General features: G+C 38.6%; 21 protein-coding genes, 1 pseudogene and 1 other annotated feature. Of the genes and pseudogenes, 2 read left to right on the plus strand and 20 right to left on the minus strand.

The window, feature by feature from the left end; translation table 11 throughout:
* Positions 1–74: 74 nt before the first annotated feature.
* The 12 genes and pseudogenes from mreD to MMB68_RS04655 all read right to left on the minus strand — a co-directional run bounded on the left by mreD (position 75) and on the right by MMB68_RS04655 (position 11206).
* Positions 75–593: a rod shape-determining protein MreD gene (gene mreD, locus MMB68_RS04600; RefSeq protein ID WP_013059343.1), complete on the minus strand. Its 519-nt coding sequence runs from the start codon at positions 591–593 to the stop codon at positions 75–77.
* The gene (mreC, locus tag MMB68_RS04605; protein ID WP_013059344.1) at positions 593–1474 is read right to left on the minus strand and encodes a rod shape-determining protein MreC; all 882 of its coding nucleotides are present in this window, start codon (positions 1472–1474) and stop codon (positions 593–595) included. Before mreC ends, mreD begins: the two co-directional genes overlap by 1 nt.
* A 19-nt stretch (positions 1475–1493) precedes the next feature.
* The gene (locus tag MMB68_RS04610; RefSeq protein ID WP_013059345.1) at positions 1494–2519 is read right to left on the minus strand and encodes a rod shape-determining protein; all 1026 of its coding nucleotides are present in this window, start codon (positions 2517–2519) and stop codon (positions 1494–1496) included.
* A gap of 229 nt (positions 2520–2748) precedes the next feature.
* The gene (gene radC, locus MMB68_RS04615; RefSeq protein WP_013059346.1) at positions 2749–3435 is read right to left on the minus strand and encodes a RadC family protein; all 687 of its coding nucleotides are present in this window, start codon (positions 3433–3435) and stop codon (positions 2749–2751) included.
* A 15-nt stretch (positions 3436–3450) separates the two neighbouring features.
* The gene (locus MMB68_RS04620; RefSeq protein ID WP_013059347.1) at positions 3451–4020 is read right to left on the minus strand and encodes a Maf family protein; all 570 of its coding nucleotides are present in this window, start codon (positions 4018–4020) and stop codon (positions 3451–3453) included.
* A 110-nt stretch (positions 4021–4130) separates the two neighbouring features.
* Complete coding sequence (locus MMB68_RS04625; protein WP_269871093.1) at positions 4131–5204, minus strand: SPOR domain-containing protein; 1074 nt, start codon at positions 5202–5204, stop codon at positions 4131–4133.
* A 118-nt stretch (positions 5205–5322) separates the two neighbouring features.
* Positions 5323–5796 carry a prepilin peptidase gene (locus MMB68_RS04630; protein WP_260506774.1) on the minus strand — a complete coding sequence of 158 codons (474 nt, stop codon included), beginning with the start codon at positions 5794–5796 and terminating at the stop codon, positions 5323–5325.
* A gap of 66 nt (positions 5797–5862) precedes the next feature.
* Positions 5863–6078 (minus strand): annotated as a pseudogene (locus MMB68_RS04635) (prepilin peptidase); the annotation flags it as partial.
* On the minus strand, positions 6075–6269 hold the full coding sequence (locus tag MMB68_RS04640; protein ID WP_221784634.1) for a hypothetical protein: 195 nt from the start codon (positions 6267–6269) through the stop codon (positions 6075–6077). The pseudogene MMB68_RS04635 and the gene MMB68_RS04640, both read right to left, overlap by 4 nt.
* A gap of 185 nt (positions 6270–6454) precedes the next feature.
* On the minus strand, positions 6455–7012 hold the full coding sequence (locus tag MMB68_RS04645; RefSeq protein WP_013059351.1) for a DUF420 domain-containing protein: 558 nt from the start codon (positions 7010–7012) through the stop codon (positions 6455–6457).
* Positions 7013–7168: 156 nt separating this feature from the next.
* Positions 7169–8467, minus strand: coding sequence for a bifunctional folylpolyglutamate synthase/dihydrofolate synthase (locus MMB68_RS04650; RefSeq protein WP_264408594.1), 1299 nt, complete (start codon positions 8465–8467; stop codon positions 7169–7171).
* A gap of 96 nt (positions 8468–8563) precedes the next feature.
* Entirely contained in the window at positions 8564–11206 is a 2643-nt protein-coding gene (locus MMB68_RS04655; RefSeq protein ID WP_097824638.1) for a valine--tRNA ligase, read from the minus strand.
* An 82-nt stretch (positions 11207–11288) separates the two neighbouring features.
* Positions 11289–11533: a binding site (T-box leader), on the minus strand.
* Positions 11534–11763: 230 nt separating this feature from the next.
* Between MMB68_RS04655 and MMB68_RS04660 the strand changes: the two genes are divergently transcribed.
* A complete protein-coding gene (locus MMB68_RS04660) occupies positions 11764–11961 on the plus strand; it encodes a hypothetical protein (RefSeq protein WP_013059354.1) in 198 nt (65 codons plus the stop codon).
* Positions 11962–11972: 11 nt separating this feature from the next.
* On the opposite strand, the gene ysxE is transcribed toward MMB68_RS04660, so the two are convergent.
* The 8 genes from ysxE to hemA form a co-directional block, all read right to left on the minus strand.
* Complete coding sequence (gene ysxE / locus MMB68_RS04665) at positions 11973–13022, minus strand: spore coat protein YsxE (protein WP_013085128.1); 1050 nt, start codon at positions 13020–13022, stop codon at positions 11973–11975.
* A 77-nt stretch (positions 13023–13099) separates the two neighbouring features.
* A complete protein-coding gene (spoVID, locus tag MMB68_RS04670; protein ID WP_269871094.1) occupies positions 13100–14248 on the minus strand; it encodes a stage VI sporulation protein D in 1149 nt (382 codons plus the stop codon).
* Between the two features lie 147 nt (positions 14249–14395).
* Positions 14396–15685, minus strand: coding sequence for a glutamate-1-semialdehyde 2,1-aminomutase (gene hemL / locus MMB68_RS04675; RefSeq protein ID WP_013059357.1), 1290 nt, complete (start codon positions 15683–15685; stop codon positions 14396–14398).
* A gap of 16 nt (positions 15686–15701) precedes the next feature.
* On the minus strand, positions 15702–16682 hold the full coding sequence (hemB, locus tag MMB68_RS04680; RefSeq protein WP_277548296.1) for a porphobilinogen synthase: 981 nt from the start codon (positions 16680–16682) through the stop codon (positions 15702–15704).
* 17 nt (positions 16683–16699) lie between these two features.
* On the minus strand, positions 16700–17473 hold the full coding sequence (locus tag MMB68_RS04685; RefSeq protein WP_182420476.1) for a uroporphyrinogen-III synthase: 774 nt from the start codon (positions 17471–17473) through the stop codon (positions 16700–16702).
* Complete coding sequence (gene hemC / locus MMB68_RS04690) at positions 17473–18405, minus strand: hydroxymethylbilane synthase (RefSeq protein ID WP_116742498.1); 933 nt, start codon at positions 18403–18405, stop codon at positions 17473–17475. Before hemC ends, MMB68_RS04685 begins: the two co-directional genes overlap by 1 nt.
* 13 nt (positions 18406–18418) lie before the next feature.
* Entirely contained in the window at positions 18419–19252 is an 834-nt protein-coding gene (locus tag MMB68_RS04695) for a cytochrome C assembly family protein (protein WP_025750612.1), read from the minus strand.
* Positions 19253–19266: 14 nt separating this feature from the next.
* Positions 19267–20607, minus strand: a complete 1341-nt coding sequence (gene hemA / locus MMB68_RS04700) for a glutamyl-tRNA reductase (protein ID WP_057245030.1) — start codon at positions 20605–20607, stop codon at positions 19267–19269.
* Between the two features lie 329 nt (positions 20608–20936).
* Between hemA and MMB68_RS04705 the strand changes: the two genes are divergently transcribed.
* Positions 20937–21422 carry a LiaF transmembrane domain-containing protein gene (locus MMB68_RS04705; RefSeq protein ID WP_013059363.1) on the plus strand — a complete coding sequence of 162 codons (486 nt, stop codon included), beginning with the start codon at positions 20937–20939 and terminating at the stop codon, positions 21420–21422.
* The last annotated feature ends 52 nt before the right edge of the window (positions 21423–21474 follow it).

The following is a 21474-nucleotide window of genomic DNA, read 5'->3' on the forward strand; positions in this document are numbered from 1 at the left end:
TCAATTCCTTTTTTTCGTTTCTTCAATCAGCATTTTTATCCTATCATGAACGAGAAGCGTAATATATGTTCCGATCAGCGTTCATCGATAAATTTAGCGAAATATTGAAAACATCTTTGAAGCGGAAATGCAAAAATAAGTGCAAATATGGCATTTAAAATGATGGTTGCGTAAAATCGCTCTTGCAAGAAGCGACCAATGGTCATATCAGATATATTAATAATGCTATTAATTCCATATACATAAAACTCAATAATGGCTACAGCTAATAGCGACATGCAGATTACGATAAGCGTATTTTGCTGAAAAATCTTCATTAGTTTTGATACGATATAGCATACGGCCGGCAATCCAAGCGCGTATACTCCTAAGACATCCGTAAAGGCAATATCGTACATGAATCCAAGGATTACCCCATATAGCATCGCTTGCTTTGGGTGATAATACACTGACATAAAAGCCAGTACCACTACAACAAAATGAGGCGATAGAATCCAGTCTCGCCATGGTGATGCCATGGCGACAAAATTAACAAAGATACTTTCAAACATAAAAACGACAAGCACGAGAATAGGAAGGACAAACCGCTTCATCAGTTAGCCTCCTCCGCCCCTAAATCGTCTTCAGCAGCGGGCGCACTTCTTTTAGCTACAACTACGTTATCTAAGTCATACAAGTCAGCAGCAGGTTTGATATAAGCTTTTTTCGTTAATCCATATTCATCAGGCTCAATTTTTGTGATAACGCCAATTGGAAGATTGCTAGGGAAAATGCCGTCTTCTTGTCCTAGACCAGACGTTACTACTTTTTGCTTTTCTTTAATATCCGCATCAAATGGAATACGACGCATAACAAGCGCCTGTTCTTTATCATCATAGCCTTCAATTAAACCAAACACTTCTTTTTTAGCCTGAATTTTAGCAGATACACGGTTTGTACGATCTGATGAACTAATTAACTGCACAGTAGATGTGAACTTAGATGCATGCTTCACTTTACCAATCAGCCCTTCAGGAGTCATAACAGCCATATTTTCCTGCACATTATGAACCGTCCCTTTATCAATGGCAATTACCTCATGCCAACGGTCTGGATTACGAGCAATAACTGTTGCTTCGATTGGGTTGTATTGACTTAAATCCGTTTTTTTGTCGAGCTGTGCTCTTAATTTTTTATTTTCTTGCTGCAAAGCGTTGGCTTTCGTTTCTAATTGCATGCGTTCGTCTAAACGAGCTTTTAATACCTCGTTTTCTTCGTATGTACGCTTTAAGTCACCTACATTCTGAAAGAAACCCGCTACAAATTGTGCGGGTTCATTAAAGGTAGCCTGAACAAGACCAACCGTATCTTTGACAAACTGTTCAGGCCACGTTACATTTTTACGACCATTTAACGAAAAACCAATCAATGCCACTAATACAATAATACTGACCAATAAAATAACTAAACGTTTATTTAAGAAAAATTGTGGCACGATCTACACCTCTTAATATTTAGCGATATGAATCGCTTGTACGATTTTTAAATAAATCAATGTGTTCTAACGCTTTACCAGTTCCAATTGCAACACAGTCAAGCGGATCTTCTGCGATGACAACTGGCATATTTGTTTCTTCACTAATAACTTTATCTAAATTACGTAGCAATGCGCCACCGCCTGTTAATACAATACCGCGATCCATAATATCTGCCGCAAGTTCAGGTGGTGTTTTTTCTAATGTACTTTTTACTGAATCTACAATAGAAGCCACTGTATCTTTTAGAGCTTCTGCAATTTCTTCTGCTGAAATTTCGATTGTTTTCGGTAGACCTGTTAGTAAGTCACGTCCGCGAATTTCCATGTTTTCAATACCTTCTGGAATTCCGGCAGAACCGACTTCTACTTTTAATGCTTCTGACGTACGCTCACCGATCATTAAATTGTAATTCTTGCGAATATATTGAATAATCGCTTCATCCATCTCGTCCCCAGCGATACGGATTGACTGACATGTTACGATTCCTCCTAAAGAAATAATCGCAACTTCTGTTGTTCCTCCGCCAATATCTACTACCATACTTCCCGTTGGCTCCCAAACCGGTAGATTGGCGCCGATTGCTGCAGCAAACGGTTCTTCAATTGTATACGCATCACGCGCGCCAGCCTGACGAGTCGCATCAATAACGGCACGTTTCTCAACAGCTGTAATGCCAGAAGGCACACAAACCATTACATACGGCTTACCCGCAAACAAACTTTTTGTTTTTTGAGCTTGATTGATGTAATATTTCATCATCGTCGCAGTTGTTTCGTAATCTGCAATAACTCCATCTTTCATTGGACGAAGGGCTACTACGTTCCCAGGTGTACGACCAATCATATTTTTTGCATCGTTACCTACCGCAACGATTTGTTTTGTATCAGTTTGCAAAGCCACAACAGACGGCTCACGCACAACAATTCCTTTTCCTTTTACATAAACGAGCGTATTTGCAGTACCCAAATCTATTCCAAGGTCTCTAGTACCGATTCCAAACATGTGTCTCTTCCTTTCTCTTACCAAAATGCAAAGGTAAAAATTCCATAATTCAATTTCTTCATTTCATAAGTAACATTTTTTATTTTCTATACTTTTTTCATAGATGTCAACGCCAAATATTGTATGATAAAAAGTCATACTTTGTCTATTAATAACGAATGATTGTAAAGAACTTGTCATTTAAAATCATGACTACTATTATAACCCAAGGATTTTAAAAAGCATAGCCTTACATGTATCCTTTTTCTTTTAAACTAATATATTTTCGATCTCCGATAATTAAATGATCTAACAATTCAATTCCTATGATAAATCCGCACTCTTTTAAGCGCTTCGTTACCTCTATATCTTCTCTGCTGGGAGTAGGGTCGCCAGAGGGATGATTGTGAATACAAATAAGGGATGCAGCTGAACGACGAAAGGCTTCTTTAAATACTTCTCTTGGATGGACAATAGATGAATTGAGGCTTCCGATAAAAATGGTTTGCTTATGGAGAACTTGATTTTTCGTGTTGAGGTATAAACAGACGAAATGCTCTTGAGACAGCACGCGCATTTCTTCCATCACATAATTAGCTCCGTCTTCAGGGCCATGAATGGTATATCGCTGACTAGATTTCCGCTGTACAATCCTCTTACCTATTTCAATAGCCGCTATAATTTGAATCGCTTTTGCAGGTCCGATACCTTTAATATTCATCATTTCATCAAGCGATGCATGCTGCAACAGTTGAAGACCTTCAAAATGCGTTAATATGCGGTTGGACAGCTGAAGAACAGATTCATCTTTGGTTCCAGTGCGCAGTAAAATAGCAATAAGCTCGTGGTTAGAAAGACTAGAAGCACCCATTGACACAAGGCGCTCTCGAGGTCTTTCATCTTGAGGAAAATCTTTAATTAACAATGATTGATCCAATTTCGTCACTCCTTTTTAGTAGACGAAACCGTATTGTTTTAGCTCACGTATTGTTCGAGAGAGCGGCAAGCCCACCACGGAGAAATAGTCTCCTTCAATTTTTTTAACTAGCGCAGCACCGAGACCTTGAATTCCATAAGAACCAGCCTTATCCATAGGCTCTCCTGACTCTACGTACTGTACGATTTCATCTTGTTCAATCGGCCAAAACTCTACATCTGTTTGTTCATAGAACGTATGAACTTTTGCATTTGATACGAACGCTACTCCAGTTAATACCTGGTGTTTTTGACCTGACAGCATCGTAAGTGTTTCAATCGCTTCTTGTTTCGTTTTTGGCTTTCCTAAAATACGATTGCCATATACGACAACTGTATCGGCACCTAGGACAATATCCTCTTTATGATGCGAAGCGACGTCCACTGCTTTTTGCCTAGCTAAATCCATTACTACCTCGGACGGAGTGTATGATGGATTGACGATTTCTTCGATTGTACTAACGTGAACGGTAAAGGGAATGTGAAGCTGCTGAAGTAATTCTTTTCGACGAGGAGAGCCTGAGGCTAAAATTAATGTTTGTTTCATACATCTCACCTTTGCATTTTGATTTAAAAAAGAAGGACACACCGTTATTTTAGCAATTTCATCTCCAAATGACAATAAACAAGTGAGGCAGCATTACACTACCTCACTTGTTAAGACGTTACAAGGCTTTCATACTGCTGAAGAGCTTTTAACACATATCGCTGAGCAAGCCAAGCATCTTTACTGCTTTTATTGTCTTCATATGAAGAAAGAGAAGAAGCAGCTTTTTGAAGGGTGCTCACCATGGTTTTAATGTCTTCATTTGACGCTTCTTTCTGAACTTTTGTCAGCTCTTTTTTCAGAGATTTGATATCCGCTACCCGCTCTCCTTCAATCGCTTTAACAGATTGATCTAAAAGATTAGCCATAAACGGCTGCACTGTTGTTATAACCGTTTGATCTTTTTTCCCTAATTGGCTAGTGGGCTTAATTTCATAAGACTTTACATATACATCTTTACCTTGTTGTTTATACGTTTTACTAAGCGCCTTCGCTTTTTCTTCTCCAGTGGCAGCACCAACGACAAGAGAATAGGTTTTAGGTGAAAAGATCTCGCCTGCTTGGTTCTCTTCTTTCCATTTATCCATTGCTTTGTTCGCAGCAGTTTTTGATGAAAAGGCACCTGCTTGTACAATGTAAAAGGAAAAGGGTTCTAAAGTAGAAGCAGCAGCTGACGTCCCCTTCGATTCCTGTTCGCTTTTCTTTTCAGCTTTTCCAGCACTTTCAGTGGTAGACGCTGTTTGAGCAGCTTTTTCTTCTTTCGTTTGCTCACTTGTTTGTGCTTTGCTTACAGGCTGTTCGCTTCCTGTCATCATTTTCACACCGACCATACCGATGCCGCTGCCTATTCCGACTGCTAGCAGTACAATCACAGCTGTTCGTTTGATCACACCGCCGTTTACCGTTTTAATCGAAACATTTTTAGGATGTAATCGCGGCTTTTTCTTTTTTTCATTTCTTACATCTTCAATAAACACCACTTTATTTTCTTCCACATGAGAATCTTTGGATGACGGTTCCGGAAGAACCCACGTAAATTCGTCTTTTTCTGGCGCTTGTTCTTCCTTAGATTGACCGTTGATTTTAATCGAAATCTTTCGTTCCTGCTTGTCCACTGCTCCACCGCCTTTAGTTAACGTAGTCTTAGTACCGGTTGCAAGCTGAGGTAAACCGACATAAAACATACACTTTTTTCCATGCTATCATAGAAGAAAAAAAAAATAACAAGACATTTGTCGTCTTGTTACAAAAGGTTTTCGCTATTTAGTTACAGAAATTTTAAATTTGTCGAAGACTTGAAGCTCAATAAAAATAGTTGCTAACATACCAATCTATCAATTCGTTTCCATGAAAATAAGCAGCGATTGTCCCTATAAAAATAAAAGGAACGAAAGGAATTGGTACACCTACCTTTGCCTTTTTCATTAATAATGCTCCTATACTAACCGTTCCGCCTATTAATATAGCTAAAAAAAGCGATAGCAAAACAAGCTTTACTCCAAGCACAATACCAATCAGACCATACAATTTAATGTCTCCTTCTCCAAGCCCTCCTCTGCTGAGAAATGCGATTAGAAAAAGGAGAAAAAATGCGATTCCTCCTCCCATTAAGGAATCACTCCACGAAGTTAATGGAATGAAAAGACGCTCAAAAAGAAAGATAGGCAAAAAGAAAAGCAGCACCTTATTTGGGACAATCATATAGGCTATATCTGAGACAACTATAATTGTTAAAAAAGAAACAAAGGTTAATATGACAATCAGTTCTAACGTCATATTCAATCTAAAAACAGCATATACAAATAAACTTCCTGTCGAAAATTCTATGAATGGGTAGATGAAGGAGATTTTTTTGTGACACATGCTACATTTTCCTGCATTTTTAATGTAGGAGACTATGGGAATTAATTGTTGTGGAGAAAGAACGTATAAACAGTGTGGACAATGAGATCTTGGAGATAAAATAGATTTTTTCTGAGGAATTCTAAGGCCTGCTACGTTATAAAATGAACCTAACGTGATACCTGAAACAAATGCATAGAGATAAATTAAACTCATACTATTTCTTCCATATCAGGCATCTTGTTTACTAATTGTAGATGTTCTTTTGAGTGAAGGAATGTATCTTTTTCCTTTAAATAGTTGCCAATAAACGGAATGAGAAAAGCTGCTAGAAGACCTATTATGATAACCAGTATGATCACGTTCATTAGAGAAATTCCTTTATTCCTCGTTGGCAGTTTATTCATTTCAATATCTCTCCTTTATTGATTAGTATCAAACAGCTCCTTTATTAATAAACTGAATCATAATACCCATAAAAGTCATATTTTGTATGCCCCCTTCCTTAAAACACACTTTTTATAGGTAATAAGGATTATACCATTAAAAAACAAAAACAGCATAAAAAAACGTCTGCAAAAGCAGACGTTTTTTAATAGTAAGGAGCCATAAATAAGTAGACAATTACACCTGTAAGACTTACATAAAGCCAGATTGGCATTGTCCATCGCACAATTTTTTTATGTTTTTCAACTTGCATTGTCCAGCCCCACACAAGTGCAAACAGTGCCAGCGGAACAATAATCGCTGCTAGGAAACTGTGTGTGATCAAAATGAAGAAGTAAATGGGACGAACGATTCCTTCTCCACCGAACGTAGCTGTTTCTGTGGAAATGTAGTGGAACGTTAAATATGAAACTAAAAAGAGCAGTGTGGAAGTGAATGCTGCTAAAATAAAACCTTTATGAGCATTGATATTTTTCCTAAAAATTGAAATCAACGCTGCAACTAAAAAAATAAATGTAAAACTATTCAAAATAGCATTTAACCGTGGAAAGATAGTCAAATCAAAACTTACTTTTCCTTGATAGCCAATATTCGAAAAGAATAGCAGTAAAATAATAACATTCGCTATCACTGAAAAGGTAAGAATAATACCGGTAAAGTTTTTATTACTTTTCGGTACAATTTTTTCATTATTCTTACTCATGTTAACAATCTCCTTATTTAGTGATGTACATGTTTATTATATATCACTTACCTAGGGGGTGAAAGTGACAATACTTTGAACTTAGTGCTTCCTTATTATCCGTATCCTTTCCTCACATTATGTTAAAAGCAGCAAGATTTCACTTGCTGCTTTTGCTCATTTTAGAAGAAAAGCCCTTACTTCTGATATAAAATACAGAGACCCTGTAATTACGACTATGTCTTGTTCACCTGTCGCCTTTTCCTTTACGTAAGCAATTGCTTTTTTCCACTCCTCGTCCATATGCTTATTATGATGAGTACTCATCTCATAAAGCTCCCCAGCTGCGCGAGCACGAGGAAAGTCAAACGACGTAAATGTAATACTTGCAGCGATTGTTTCAAGTTCTTGAACCATTCGATCAGCGCTTTTATCATTTAAGCAGCTGAAAACTAAATGAATGTTTCGATCTTCATAATGAAGGCGTAAAGTAGATAACAAGCTATCAATGCCTTCTGCATTATGAGCCCCATCAATAATTGTTAAAGGATGCTCATTTACTACCTCAAAGCGGCCGTTCCACTTTGTATGCTGAATCCCTTTTATCATTTGCTCATTGGAGATAGAAAGCTTTTTCTTTTCTTTTAGATAAAAAACGGCCATGACAGCCAAAGCTGCATTTTTCACTTGATGATAGCCAAGCATATTTAATTTCAAGTCTTCAAATACGCCATACGGCGTGTTTAACGCAAAGCCTTCCCCGTTTGCTAACGGCTCATAGTTTTTAATGTCAAAATCTTTTCCTAATACAAATAACGAAGCCTGCTTTGACTTTGCTTCTTCAGTAATGACATCGAGCGCCTTTACTTGCTCTGCACCAGTAATAATAGGGACTTCTTTTTTAATAATCCCCGCTTTTTCTGCTGCAATTTCTTCTACCGTATCACCTAGTATTGCCATGTGATCAAATCCAATGTTTGTAATAATACTCACCATAGGATTCACAACGTTTGTTGAGTCATATCGTCCTCCAAGACCTGTTTCAAACACAGCATAGTCAACTGACTCATGATAGCCGAAATAAAGAAAAGCCATGACTGTAATCACTTCAAATTCCGTTGCTGATCCTAAGCTTGTATGTTCTAGTCGCTCCACAACAGGCTTTATTTCCTGAACAAGAGCGGTCATTGCTTCATTTGAAATAGGCTGTCCATTCACGCTGATCCGCTCATTAAATGTTTCGATATAAGGAGAAGTAAACGTTCCAACTTTATACCCTGCTTCTTCTAACATGTTTCGCAAATAAGAAACGGTAGAACCTTTACCATTCGTCCCAGCAACATGAATAGCATTTAGATTTTGCTGTGGAAAATCAAGCTGCTCTAGCATCCATTCCATTCGTTCTAACCCCGGCTTGATTCCAAAGCGAAGTCTGTTATGAATCCAATCAAGCGCTTCTTCATATGTCGTTATCATCTTTTATTCACCTTTCTTTTCCATCGCTATTATTATGTAGAGAAAAAGCGTCGCTATACAAGCCACGCTTTTTCTGTTGGTTCATTAACCCGTTGATTATCCGCGTAATTCAGCAATACGAGACTGAACAGCTTCGCGTTTTTCAACATAATCCTGCTCTTTTGCACGCTCTTCTTCTACTACTTTAGCAGGCGCTTTTGCAATAAAGCCTTGGTTGTTTAATTTCTTTTGTACACGTTCTACTTCTTTGTTTAACTTGTCGTATTCTTTTTCTAAACGGGCGATTTCTTCTTCGATATTAATTAAACCTTCAAGAGGTAAAATTAATTCTGCGCCTGTTACAACAGCAGTCATTGCTTTTTCATCTAATGAAACATCTGTTGAAATCACAAGCTCACTTGGATTACAGAAACGTTCTACATACGCACGGTTCTTTTCAAGCTGGTTTTGAATATTTTCATCTTTAGCTTTGATAAATAATTTTACTTGTTTGCTCATCGGCGTGTTCACTTCAGCACGAATGTTACGAACAGCACGGATAATATCTACAAGTAAACGCATATCGTTAGCAGCTTCTTTATCAGAAAGCTCAGGGCGTACTTCCGGCCATTTAGCTACTGTAATCGATTCGCCTTCATGCGGCAAGCTTTGCCAAATTTCTTCGGTAATAAACGGCATGAATGGATGTAAAAGTCGCATTGTATTATCAAGTACATAAGCTAAAATTGAGCGAGTTGTCTTTTTAGCTGCTTCATCTTCTCCGTAAAGAGGAAGTTTAGCCATTTCAATGTACCAATCGCAGAAATCATCCCAAATAAAGTTATAGAGAATGCGTCCAACTTCACCAAATTCATATTTGTCAGCTAATTTTGTTACGTGCTCAATCGTTTCATTTAAGCGCGTTAAAATCCATTTATCAGCAACAGACTTTTCGCCTGATAAATCAAGCTCTTCAAATGTGATGCCGTCCATGTTCATTAATGCAAAACGAGAAGCATTCCAAATTTTATTTGCAAAGTTCCACGTCGCTTCGACTTTTTCAAAGCTGAAGCGTAAATCTTGTCCTGGTGAGCTTCCTGTAGATAAGAAGTAACGAAGAGAATCCGCACCGTATTTCTCGATTACTTCCATTGGATCTACACCGTTACCAAGTGATTTACTCATTTTACGACCTTCAGCATCTCGTACAAGACCGTGAATGAGTACATCGTCAAACGGACGTTTACCCGTAAATTCAAGACCTTGGAAAATCATACGAGATACCCAGAAGAAAATAATATCGTAGCCCGTTACAAGCACGTTTGTTGGGTAGTAGCGTTTGAAATCAGCTGCATCCACATCAGGCCAGCCCATTGTTGAGAATGGCCATAGCGCTGAACTGAACCATGTGTCTAATACATCTGAATCTTGTTCCCAGTTTTCGATATCTGCTGGAGCCTCATGATCTACGTATACTTCTCCAGTTTCTTTATGATACCAAGCTGGAATACGGTGTCCCCACCAAAGCTGACGCGAAATACACCAGTCGCGAATATTTTCCATCCAGTGTAAGTATGTCTTTTCAAAACGATCAGGCACAAAGTTTACTTTTTCTTCTTGTTTTTGAAGATCTACTGCTTTATCTGCTAACGGCTGCATTTTTACAAACCACTGAGTTGATAAATAAGGTTCAACAACGGCGCCGCTTCGTTCACTGTGACCTACTGAATGCATATGGTCTTCAATGTTGAACAATACACCGTCTTCTTGAAGGTCTTTAACAATTTGCTTACGGCAAGCAAAACGATCCATTCCTTCATATTTACCTGCTTTGTCATTCATCGTACCATCTTGATTCATCACTAAAATACGCTCTAAATTATGACGGTTTCCAATTTCAAAATCGTTCGGGTCATGAGCAGGCGTAATTTTTACCGCACCAGAACCGAATTCCATATCTACATAATCATCGCCTACGATTGGAATTTCACGACCTACAATCGGAAGGACAACCTTTTTGCCAATTAAGTGCTTATAGCGATCATCTTCAGGGTGAACAGCTACAGCCGTATCTCCTAGCATTGTTTCAGGACGAGTTGTTGCGATTTCGATATGTCCAGAACCATCTGCCAACGGATAGCGCATATGATAAAACGCACCTTGTACATCTTTGTAAATAACCTCGATGTCTGAAAGAGCTGTTTTCGTAGCTGGATCCCAGTTAATGATATATTCTCCGCGATAGATTAACCCTTTTTTGTAAAGCGTTACGAATACTTCGCGCACTGCTTTAGAAAGGCCTTCATCAAGCGTGAAGCGCTCGCGTGAATAGTCTAAGCCAAGTCCTAGCTTCGACCACTGCTGGCGAATAAAGCTTGCATATTCTTCTTTCCATTTCCACGTTTCGGCTACAAAATTTTCGCGGCCTAGATCGTAGCGGCTTTTCCCTTCGCTGCGAAGCTTTTCTTCTACTTTTGCCTGCGTTGCAATCCCCGCATGGTCCATGCCAGGAAGCCACAAAACGTCATAGCCTTGCATGCGCTTCATACGCGTTAGGATGTCTTGTAACGTTGTATCCCAAGCGTGGCCTAAATGCAGCTTGCCCGTTACGTTTGGGGGTGGAATTACAATTGTATATGGCTCTTTTTCAGGGTCATTTGTTGCTTCAAAAAACTTCCCGTCTAACCAATACTGATAACGATTTTCTTCAACGGCTTTTGGATCATACTTCGTTGGAAGAGTCACTTCTTTTTCAGACATAATGTATACCTCCATAATATAAAGTTTCAGTCTTTAGAAACTGTGTAAAGCTTTTATAAACATAAAAAAACTCCTTTCCTAATAAAAGGACGAAAGGAGTTGATTTCGCGGTACCACCTTTTTTTATAGACGTATCCCGTTTGATAAGCCTATACACTTCATTTCATAACGGTTGATTAACCGGCTTTTTCTACTGAGCTATGCAGCTGTTCAAAAAAGCTACTCATAGGCGACATTCCGAGTGCACATTCTTAAGAAATCTCACAGCAGCTGATTTCTCTCTCTGAAAGACGAACATCCCGTACTCTTCCTATTCACTGTATTTATGTATGAATTTCTCTTAATTATACTATATGAAAAAATGTTGAATCGTCAATAATCTTCTCCATTTTTTTATGATTATATTCATAATTTTTTTGTTCTGCTCTTTATTTTTTCATTCGCTCACTAATTTTGGAAATAAAATGAAGAGCCCACTCAAAAAAATGGCACCATTTCTTTCTTTTTTCATATACTTACTTTAACCTGAGCACGTGGATTGAAAGGGGCATGTACAAATGAAGAAACGAATAAATGTAAATTCGTATCAGCTGCAGCGGTGGCTCAAAACAGCAGGAGCGGCTTGTGGACAGTTTATTGTTCCTTTAACAATTTTTCAAGGTATACGTACACTATTTTTCCCTACAACCTTTGATGTACTGTTGTTGGCATTGCTTGCCATACTAGCAGTTGCTTTATATTCGGACTGGATTTAAAAACCCAAGCGCTATTCGTTCGCTTGGGCTTGTGCAGCTGCTTCCGCTGCCATTTTTTTTTGCTGATCTACTTCAAATATTTTAATATTGAGCTGTTCAATGTTTTTCGTCAGCCAGTATGCTCGAATAAATGACTGCATATGTTCAAGCTCTGTTTTACTTTCTTTATGCTGCCTATATTGAACAATACACTGATACAAAGGTTCTGGAAACGCCAAATAACTGTGTAAAAGCAGCCGTTCCTCTTCTCTGAGAGCAAAATGTTTTTCATACGTACTAAACCACTCATAGCTATCATAGGTAGTTACTGGGTATGTGCGAAGAGTACGGAAATAAAATGAGACCAAATCATAAATCGGTGAAGCATCTTTTGCATGTTCAAAATTAATAAAAAAACCATTCCCCCGTTCGTCATAGATAAAATGTTTAGCCGATAGCTTTCCATGAGACGTAACCAGCCGGATCTTTTCCTTTTCTTCCATTTCATCGTTCCACTGATCGAGCTTTCCAAAACCAAACTCAAGCGCTCTTGTCATTTCATAATAAAATGTACAGTAATGCAATTCAAACGGGGACATATACACTTTCTTCTCGCATTCTACTACATACTGCTTCAGCTCTTCCTGACGTTTTTCCCACGTTTCTTTCATCGATGTATAATGATTTTCTATATCTTCTTTTTTCACTTCTACTTCCTGCGCCGAAGCGCCGTGAAGCTTAGCAAGCTCTTGAAATAATTTATGATATCGAATATCACGCTCTTCGGTCGGATTATTCGGGAGCCACGGCATTAAGTAATACGAGCCGCTTTCATCTGAAACAATGGGCTGAGAACGCTTCGTTTGATAAATAGGGACAAATCCCATCCATCCTTTTTGATACACATTCTGCAGCTTTTGAATGAAGTTTTGATTTCGTTCTTGATGATTCGCCATTTCTTTAAGCGCAAACACGCCGGTTTTCGTATAGACTTTTTTTACTTTTCCGTAGTCTTCGATAAAGTCAACATCTAAGTCATATTCTTTTAACAATACTTTGTAGTCTGCTACTGTCCGCTGCATCTATATTCTCCTTCCTCGTAAAAAATAAAGAAAACAGTTAAGACATTATATGCGTCAAAACTGTTTTCTTTCCGACTTTAACGAACGGGAATATTTAAGATGCTTCCTTCTTCCAGCTCATATTCATCTTCTAAATTATTTACTCGTAAAATGTTTTGTACATTCGTATTATAGCGGTTTGCTATTGTATCAAGCGAATCTCCGTCTTGAACAATACAAAGCTTCCACGTTGAAAAAGCTTCTTCTTCCCGGGAAAAGAGCTTTGTTAAATAAAGGGCGTTTTCATTTCGGCCGCTTTCATTTTCTTCTTTCCGAAATTCAACAATAATCTTTTCCTCTTCTTGTTCAGCTTCTTCTTGCTCAGCCTCTTGTTGAACGTCAGCATACGTATTCAATTCACTAGCTTGCGATTCTTCGAAGCTTTCTTGCTCTTGACGAAGCTGAAACAGTTCAATCACATTGTCTTCTCTTTCTTCCTCGATTTGGGCCTCTTTTTTCACTTCGACTTCAAATGGTTCATATGCTTCCTCTTCATATTCCACGACCGGCTCAGCACGAGATTCTTTTTTAAATACAGATGAAAAATAACTAGGGGGCTCTTCTGAATGCTCTTCTTCAATAGCCTCTGCTTCTAAAAGTACGGGAGCTTCACGATAGCTTACGTCAAACTCTTGTTCCTCTTGTTCTTCTTCTTCTTGAGCAACGTTTTCAGTATATACCTCTTCATCATCGTCCACTTCTTCATAGGAGACGATGTGCTGTTCCTCCGAAAACTCTTCCTCTTCTTCTCGTTCTTCATGCTGTTCTCCGTACAATCCTGTGATGGACAAGTCAGCCATTAGCTGCAGCTGATTTGTACCTGGCAATTCATAATCAAATAAATCAATAGATACATATACGTCTTCAATACTTTGAATACGATTTTTAGGAATGGTAATATCAACAGGAAATTGATGTGATAATTCAGCCGTTCCGTCTTCACGGACAGAGATAGATTGCACTTGATTCTCATCTGTATATTCGCGTAACGAGTGCTCTCCCTCGTACGTTTCGTATTCACCTGTTAATTGTAATGCTCCTCGAATAGACACGTATTGGTCATATTCTTGAATAGATACTTGAGGCTCTAAGGAGATAGACAAAAGTTGTGAGACTTCCTGTCCTTTTTGAAACCATACTGATTCTTCTACGGAAAAACGCAGACATGATAAATTATCCTGCGACAAATTGTTCTCCCCCTTCCAACACCCGCCAGGTAATAGCGCGGTCATTAAAGATGTATGAACAAATAAATTAAAATATGTCTTTAAAACTAAAAAAGCTTACGGAATACTCCGTAAGCTTTGATATAAAAGTCAATCTTATTTATCTGTTTATCCACGTAACTTCGAAAAAGCTTTTTCAGCTGCTGCAATTGTATGTTCAATGTCTGCATCTGTATGAGAAGTTGATAAAAACATTCCTTCGAATTGAGAAGGAGGTAAAAACACGCCTTCATTAGCCATTTCACGATAGTAAGCTGCAAAATAATCTAAATTCGATGTTTTCGCTGTTTCGTAATTTATTACCTGCTCGTTTGTAAAGAAGAAACCGATCATTGAACCAGCTCGGTTTACCGTAAACGGCACATCATATTTTTCAGCTGCTGCCATCAATCCTTCTTCTAAGCGATCTGCTTTACGAATGAACTCATCGTAGGATTGAGGTGTCAGCTGCGTTAACGTCTCGTATCCAGCTGTCATCGCAAGCGGATTACCTGATAATGTACCTGCTTGATAAATCGGGCCGCTTGGTGCAACTCGCTCCATAATTTCAGCTTTACCACCGTAAGCACCTACTGGTAAACCACCACCGATTACTTTTCCTAAGCAAGTTAAGTCAGGCGTAATGTTATAGTAGCCCTGTGCACAGTTGTATGCTACGCGGAACCCTGTCATCACTTCATCAAAGATGAGCAGTGAGCCATATTCTGATGTGATATCACGAAGCCCTTGTAAGAAACCTGGCTGAGGCGGTACCACACCCATATTTCCTGCTACCGGTTCAACGATTACTCCAGCAATGTCATCTCCGAATTCTTTAAAAGCATATTGTACGCTTTCTAGATCATTGTACGGCACTGTAATCGTGTTTTTAGCGATTCCTTCAGGCACTCCCGGGCTATCTGGTAGGCCTAACGTTGCAACGCCTGAGCCAGCTTTAATGAGAAGAGAGTCACCGTGTCCATGGTAACAGCCTTCAAATTTTAAAATTTTGTTGCGGCCCGTATAGCCACGAGCTAAACGCAGTGCGCTCATCGTTGCTTCCGTACCTGAACTCACCATACGGACGATTTCGATTGAAGGAACGCGCTCAATCACAACCTTAGCAAGCTCATTTTCAATTAATGTTGGTGCACCAAAGCTTGTACCAGATTCCGTTACTTTTTTTACTGCTTCAACTACTTGATCGTTGGAATGTCCGTGAATTAAAGGTCCCCATGATAAGACGTAGTCAATATATTTGTTGCCGTCAATATCGTAAATCGTAGCGCCTTTTCCTCGTTCCATAAAAATAGGATCCATATCTACTGATTTAAATGCACGAACAGGACTGTTTACTCCACCCGGCATTAATTGCTGCGCTTCTAAAAAAGCTGCTTTTGACTTTTCATAACTTCTCATGTGTAAGCCTCCTTAATTACTTGTCAGATAACCAGCGTGCTGCGTCTTTAGCATGATACGTTACAATTAAATCCGCTCCTGCACGCTTCATGCTAATTAATTTTTCAAGAACAATCTCTTTTTCATTTACCCAGCCGTTTTGAGCTGCCGCTTTAATCATTGAATATTCACCGCTCACATTATAAGCCACTACCGGTAAATTAAACGTATTTTTCACATCGCGCATAATGTCTAAATAAGATAGAGCTGGTTTTACAATTAAGAAATCTGCTCCTTCTTCGACATCAGATTCCGCTTCTCGAAGTGCTTCTAAGCGATTGGCTGGGTCCATTTGATATGTTTTACGGTCTCCAAATTGAGGAGAAGAATGCGCTGCATCGCGGAATGGTCCGTAAAAAGCAGATGCATATTTAACAGCATAAGACATCACAGGCACATCTTCAAATCCAGCTTCATCTAGACCATGGCGAATAGCTGCCACGAAACCGTCCATCATGTTTGAAGGCGCAATAATATCCGCTCCTGCTTTAGCTTGACTAACCGCTGTACGCGCTAATAAGTCAAGGCTAGGATCGTTTAAGATTTTTCCGTCTTCAATTACACCACAGTGGCCATGATCTGTGTATTGACACAAGCATGTATCTGCGATAACAACAAAGTCTGGAAAATTTTCTTTAATTTGACGAATACCTTTTTGGACAATTCCGTGGTCATGGTATGCCTGTGAGCCGACCGCATCTTTTTCAGCTGGAACACCAAATACCATAGCTGACTTGATTCCTAAATCGACTAACTGTTGGATTTCATCATTCAAGTAGTCTAAAGAAATTTGATCCACACCTGGCATTGATTTTACAGCATTTCTTTTTTGTTCACCTTCTACAATAAAAATAGGATATATAAAGTCTTCAGGATGTAAATGTGTTTCACGTACAAGCGCACGCATATTTACAGAATTACGAAGACGACGATGACGTGTAAATTGTAAATCTTTCATGTTAAAATCCTCCTTTATTATTCAAAACAACTAACCAACATATCTATCATACCATTTATTGTGTATGTGTTAGGAACAAGATGCTTAATTCCATATTCGCTCGCTGTCTGACTCGTAATAGGACCGATGCAAACAACTTTGGTTCTATTTATCAGCTCAAGCCAATTCGGAATATCTTTAACTGACTCGACAAAAAATCTCACTGTAGAAGAACTTGTAAAAGTAATGGCATCAATTCCTGTTTCTAAATGTTGCTTAACCAAGCCTTCAGAGTCTTGATTTCGAATGGTCTGATATACAACTAAATCCGTTACCTCACACTCTTTTAACCCATCTTTTAAAACAGAGCGGGCTAATTGTCCTCGTACAAGGAGAACTCGCTCGTGATGTGACACATTTGCTTTTAACGACTCAAGAAGTGATTCCGCAACGTATTCTTTTGGAACAAGCTGTACGTTAACATCGTGTTTTTCTAGCAATTTTGCGGTTTTTTCTCCAACCGCAGCCACTTTTAATCTTTTTAAAGCACTCCAGCTGATATTTAACTCTTTTAGCCATTCAAAGAAAAAAGAAATGCCGTTTTGACTTGTAAAAACAATCCAATCAAAACCGTCAATCGACAGCAGGACATTTTCCACTTCTTTTTCATTGTTAGAACGTGCGAACGTGAGGACTGGTAAGCTTAAAGGTATGCCTCCAAGCTTTTTAATCTGTGCTGCAAATGAATGAGCCTGCTTCGCTTCTCTTGTAATCAAAACTTTTTTCAAAAAAAGAGGAGCCTCATGACTCATTATTTGTCCAGCTCCTCTTTTACACGATCAATTAAAAGCTTAGCTCCTTGAGATGTTAAGCGCTCAGCAGCTTCTGAACCGATAGCAACGGGGTCTTTTCCCGTAATGTGCTCTTTGTAAATCGTTTTGCCATCAGGAGACGCGACTAGCGACGTTAGCTCAATGTTTCCGCCGTCCAATATACGACCATAACCCGCAATCGGCACTTGGCATCCGCCTTCCATCTCTTTTAAAAATACGCGTTCAGCTCTAACAGCACGAGCCGTTTCATCATGATTTAGAGTTTGAAGAAGCGATAATAATTCATGGTCATTTTCTCGGCATTCGATAGCTAAAGCTCCTTGTCCTACGGCGGGAACGCTTATTTCCGGCTCTAGGTACTGAGTGACCGTATCTTTCGACCAGCCCATACGAGATAACCCTGCAGCGGCCAAGATAATCGCATCGTAATCCTCATTTTTTAATTTCTCTAGGCGTGTGTCGATATTTCCTCGAATCCATTTAATTTCGATATCTGAACGCATAGATAGAAGCTGTGCCCCTCGACGCAAGCTGCTTGTCCCAATCACAGCACCGCTTGGTAGCTCCTCAAATCGCTCACCATTTTTTGAGATAAGCGCATCACGATGATCTTCTCGTAAAGGAATACATCCAATCGTTAATCCTTCTGGCAAAACAGCCGGCATATCTTTCATACTATGAACGGCCATATCAATTTCTTTATCTAACATGGCTTGTTCAATTTCTTTTACAAAAAGACCTTTACCGCCTACTTTGGACAGCGTTACATTTAAAATTTGATCCCCTTTTGTCACCATTTCTTTAATTTCAAATTCAAAAGGAAGACCTTGTTTTTTTAACTGTTCAATGACCCACTTGGTCTGTGTTAACGCAAGTTTGCTTCGACGAGAGCCGACAATAATTTTTCGCATGTTGTCCTCCTAATTACGAACCCCAAAAGTGAAAATTCGATAAACTGCCAAATAAAAAGAAATTAATAAGTAAGACTAAGAACAATCCAATATTCCACATCGCGATTGCCTTTCCTTGAATACCTCTACGCAGTCTAGCATACAAGTAAGCGCTGTATGCAACAAACATTAAAAATGAACCTAACACTTTTGTATCGTACCAATGAAAATCTACGTATTTAATATAAGCCCATATGATTCCTAAGATTAACGAAAGCAATAACAGCGGTACACCAATTAAAATCAATACATAGGACATGTAATCTAGCTTTGTTAAATCTTCAATTCTTAGCAAGCGCTTGCCCCATTTCTTCTTTTTCAATAAATTATACTGAACAAGATACAGAGCGGAAAAAACAAAAGAGACTGAAAAAGCGCCGTAAGATAAAATAGCCATGGTAATATGGATGATTAATAATTCTGACACAAGGCGCTCCGACTGGACAGCAGTGTATGTTTCAAGTGGAGCAAACGTATGAATAGCCATAATTAAGAAACCAATCACATTTGTAAAAAATACCATAAAATCAACGCGGAACAGACGATTAATCACAAGTGAAAGAGTAATTAACACCCACGCGTAAAAATACAGCCCTTCAGAAACGGTAAGAATAGGAAACCTTCCCGTCTCAAACATTCGTAAAATTAAAAAGGCTGTTTGCAAAACCCACACAATAGAAAGTAACCAGAAGGCTATCGAGTTTGCCTTCCGGTTATTTTGTACAAAATCAATAAAATATAATAAAACGCTCGCGGCGTATAAAATCACAATCAATTCATAGATTCTGGTTAATTCCATATCAACCATTATTCAATCCTCACTTAAGACTGATAAGCTACTGAATGAGACGTAATCGATGTACGAAGCTGCTCTTCTTTTTCTTTTTGCAAAGCAACTTCCTGTTCAATATTAAAAATCTTCATGAACAGCTCTAAAGACTCTTCAGCATGTTTCTCTCCAGCCAATTCTTTCGCGTGTAAAATTGGATCGCGAAGAAGTTGATTAATTATACTTTTTGTATGTTTATTTAAAACTTTGCGCTCACGATCAGATAAATCTGGGAGCTTACGATCAATGCTTTTCATCGTTTCAGCTTGAATGGTAAGTGCTTTTTGACGAAGTGCAGAAATAACAGGCACAACGCCTAATGTACCAAGCCAAGACTTGAAAGCAACAATTTCAGCTTCAAGCATAATTTCAATTTCATCCGCAGCTTTTTGACGCTCTTGCAAATTGGATTCTACAATCCCGTTTAAATCGTCGATATCGTATAAAAAGACCGTCTCTAGCTCATCTAGTTCCGGATCTAAGTCACGCGGAACGGCGATGTCTACCATAAACAATGGACGACCTTTACGCGTACGCTCAGCTTCACTCATCATTTGTTTCGTTACTACATAGTCATTAGCTCCTGTTGAACTAATTAAGATATCTGCTTCGCTTAAAGCATGTTGAAGATCAGCAAATGGTTTGGCTTCTCCAGAAAAACGGTTTGCTAGCTCTTGTGCCTTTTCAAATGTCCGATTCACTACCGTTACTTTTTTAGCTCCGCTGCCATATAAATTTTGTACGGCAAGCTGACCCATTTTTCCCGCACCAAGAATCAACACATGTTTGGATGATAAGTCTCCAAAAATCTTTTTAGCAAGCTCTACGGCTGCATAGCTGACAGAAACTGCATTTGCACCAATTTCTGTTTCATGATGAGCTTTTTTGGCTAATGTCACAGCTTGTTTAAACAGCTGATTAAAAACCGTTCCAATTGTTTCTTCTTCTTGAGCAAGCAAAAAGCTTGAACGCACTTGTCCAAGAATTTGTGTTTCACCAATCACCATTGAATCTAATCCACATGCTACTCGGTATAAATGTTCGATGGCTCCATCATTTTCATAGATGGTTAAATAAGGTGAAAACTCTTCTTTATCTATTCCGAACCATTCAGCTAAAAATGCTTTTACATAATAACGGCCCGTGTGTAATTGATCAACAACAGCATAAATTTCCGTACGATTGCATGTTGAAACAATGATGTTTTCCAAAATACTTTTTTGGCCGCTTAACGTTTTCATGGCAGATGCTAGTTCTTGCTCATTGAAACTAAGCTTTTCTCTTATTTCAACAGGGGCTGTTCGAAAGTTTAAGCCGACTGCTATAATATGCATTTGTACATACCCCCTATAATTGAAATGTGCTTATTTATCCGAATTTGACGGGCAGTAACCCCTAAATTTCCAAAGAGCTACAGTGAGATAACTGCCCGTGAAATCCGGCGTTCTTCATTCTACTATTCGTAAAAAACGGCGAACATCACACAGATGTAAGCTTCGCCTTATCTCTAACTATTATAACATGTTCTATAAGTCATTCGAAAAAAAAATGTGAACAGTCTTTGAAAACATGTGTTAAGATATTAACTGTTATTCCGTAATAAATTGTATCAAAAAAGCAGCGTTTTATCACGTTTTCTGTTTTGAAACACCTGGAGGTTACTATGAAAAAGCAATCAATGTTTTTTGGTGTCTTACTAGTTGGATTTGGAATCTTTTTCTTACTGAATGAACTACATATGAGCATTGCAGCAAAGGTATACACGTGGCCTGTACTGTTAATTTTAATAGGAGCAGCCCTATTAACTGAGTCTGCTTTATCTCAAGATCATTCAAACTTGCTTGCAAGCTACATATTAATCACTTTAGGTATTCATTTCTATGTAAGTGAACAAATTCCCTTTTGGCCTACGAATATTAGCATGGTCGTTTTTATGGTGGCCATTAGCTTTTTACTTAGTGCTAGAAAAGCCAAATCAGGCTTTTTCCAAGGCGGCACCCTTTTAATTATTGCCATTTTAATGATGTTTTCAGACCGTCTTAAACTATTTTTGCCAAAAGTTGAAGACGGCGTAAATTATTTAACAACCTTCTGGCCTATTTTATTGTTACTAGTTGGGCTATATTTATTATTTTTCAAACGAAAGTAATCTATGTAAACAAGTTAAAAAAATGGAACGTTTGACTCACTTCCTGTTAGAG

The organism is Priestia sp. Y58 (assembly GCF_029522095.1).
GTDB lineage: Bacteria > Bacillota > Bacilli > Bacillales > Bacillaceae_H > Priestia > Priestia megaterium_E.

Coding starts and splice junctions, on each gene's coding strand:
- MMB68_RS04630 (WP_260506774.1), bottom strand. CDS start 5,796: ATGACGTTAGAACTGATTGTCATATTAACCTTTGTTTCTTTTTTAACA.
- MMB68_RS04610 (WP_013059345.1), bottom strand. CDS start 2,519: ATGTTTGGAATCGGTACTAGAGACCTTGGAATAGATTTGGGTACTGCA.
- ysxE (WP_013085128.1), bottom strand. CDS start 13,022: ATGCAGCGGACAGTAGCAGACTACAAAGTATTGTTAAAAGAATATGAC.
- hemB (WP_277548296.1), bottom strand. CDS start 16,682: ATGAAAGATTTACAATTTACACGTCATCGTCGTCTTCGTAATTCTGTA.
- mreD (WP_013059343.1), bottom strand. CDS start 593: ATGAAGCGGTTTGTCCTTCCTATTCTCGTGCTTGTCGTTTTTATGTTT.
- MMB68_RS04685 (WP_182420476.1), bottom strand. CDS start 17,473: ATGAGTCATGAGGCTCCTCTTTTTTTGAAAAAAGTTTTGATTACAAGA.
- hemL (WP_013059357.1), bottom strand. CDS start 15,685: ATGAGAAGTTATGAAAAGTCAAAAGCAGCTTTTTTAGAAGCGCAGCAA.
- MMB68_RS04640 (WP_221784634.1), bottom strand. CDS start 6,269: ATGAATAAACTGCCAACGAGGAATAAAGGAATTTCTCTAATGAACGTG.
- hemC (WP_116742498.1), bottom strand. CDS start 18,405: ATGCGAAAAATTATTGTCGGCTCTCGTCGAAGCAAACTTGCGTTAACA.
- MMB68_RS04695 (WP_025750612.1), bottom strand. CDS start 19,252: ATGGTTGATATGGAATTAACCAGAATCTATGAATTGATTGTGATTTTA.
- MMB68_RS04660 (WP_013059354.1), top strand. CDS start 11,764: ATGAAGAAACGAATAAATGTAAATTCGTATCAGCTGCAGCGGTGGCTC.
- MMB68_RS04705 (WP_013059363.1), top strand. CDS start 20,937: ATGAAAAAGCAATCAATGTTTTTTGGTGTCTTACTAGTTGGATTTGGA.
- MMB68_RS04625 (WP_269871093.1), bottom strand. CDS start 5,204: ATGTTTTATGTCGGTTTACCTCAGCTTGCAACCGGTACTAAGACTACG.
- MMB68_RS04620 (WP_013059347.1), bottom strand. CDS start 4,020: ATGAAACAAACATTAATTTTAGCCTCAGGCTCTCCTCGTCGAAAAGAA.
- MMB68_RS04650 (WP_264408594.1), bottom strand. CDS start 8,467: ATGATAACGACATATGAAGAAGCGCTTGATTGGATTCATAACAGACTT.
- MMB68_RS04655 (WP_097824638.1), bottom strand. CDS start 11,206: ATGTCTGAAAAAGAAGTGACTCTTCCAACGAAGTATGATCCAAAAGCC.
- MMB68_RS04645 (WP_013059351.1), bottom strand. CDS start 7,012: ATGAGTAAGAATAATGAAAAAATTGTACCGAAAAGTAATAAAAACTTT.
- hemA (WP_057245030.1), bottom strand. CDS start 20,607: ATGCATATTATAGCAGTCGGCTTAAACTTTCGAACAGCCCCTGTTGAA.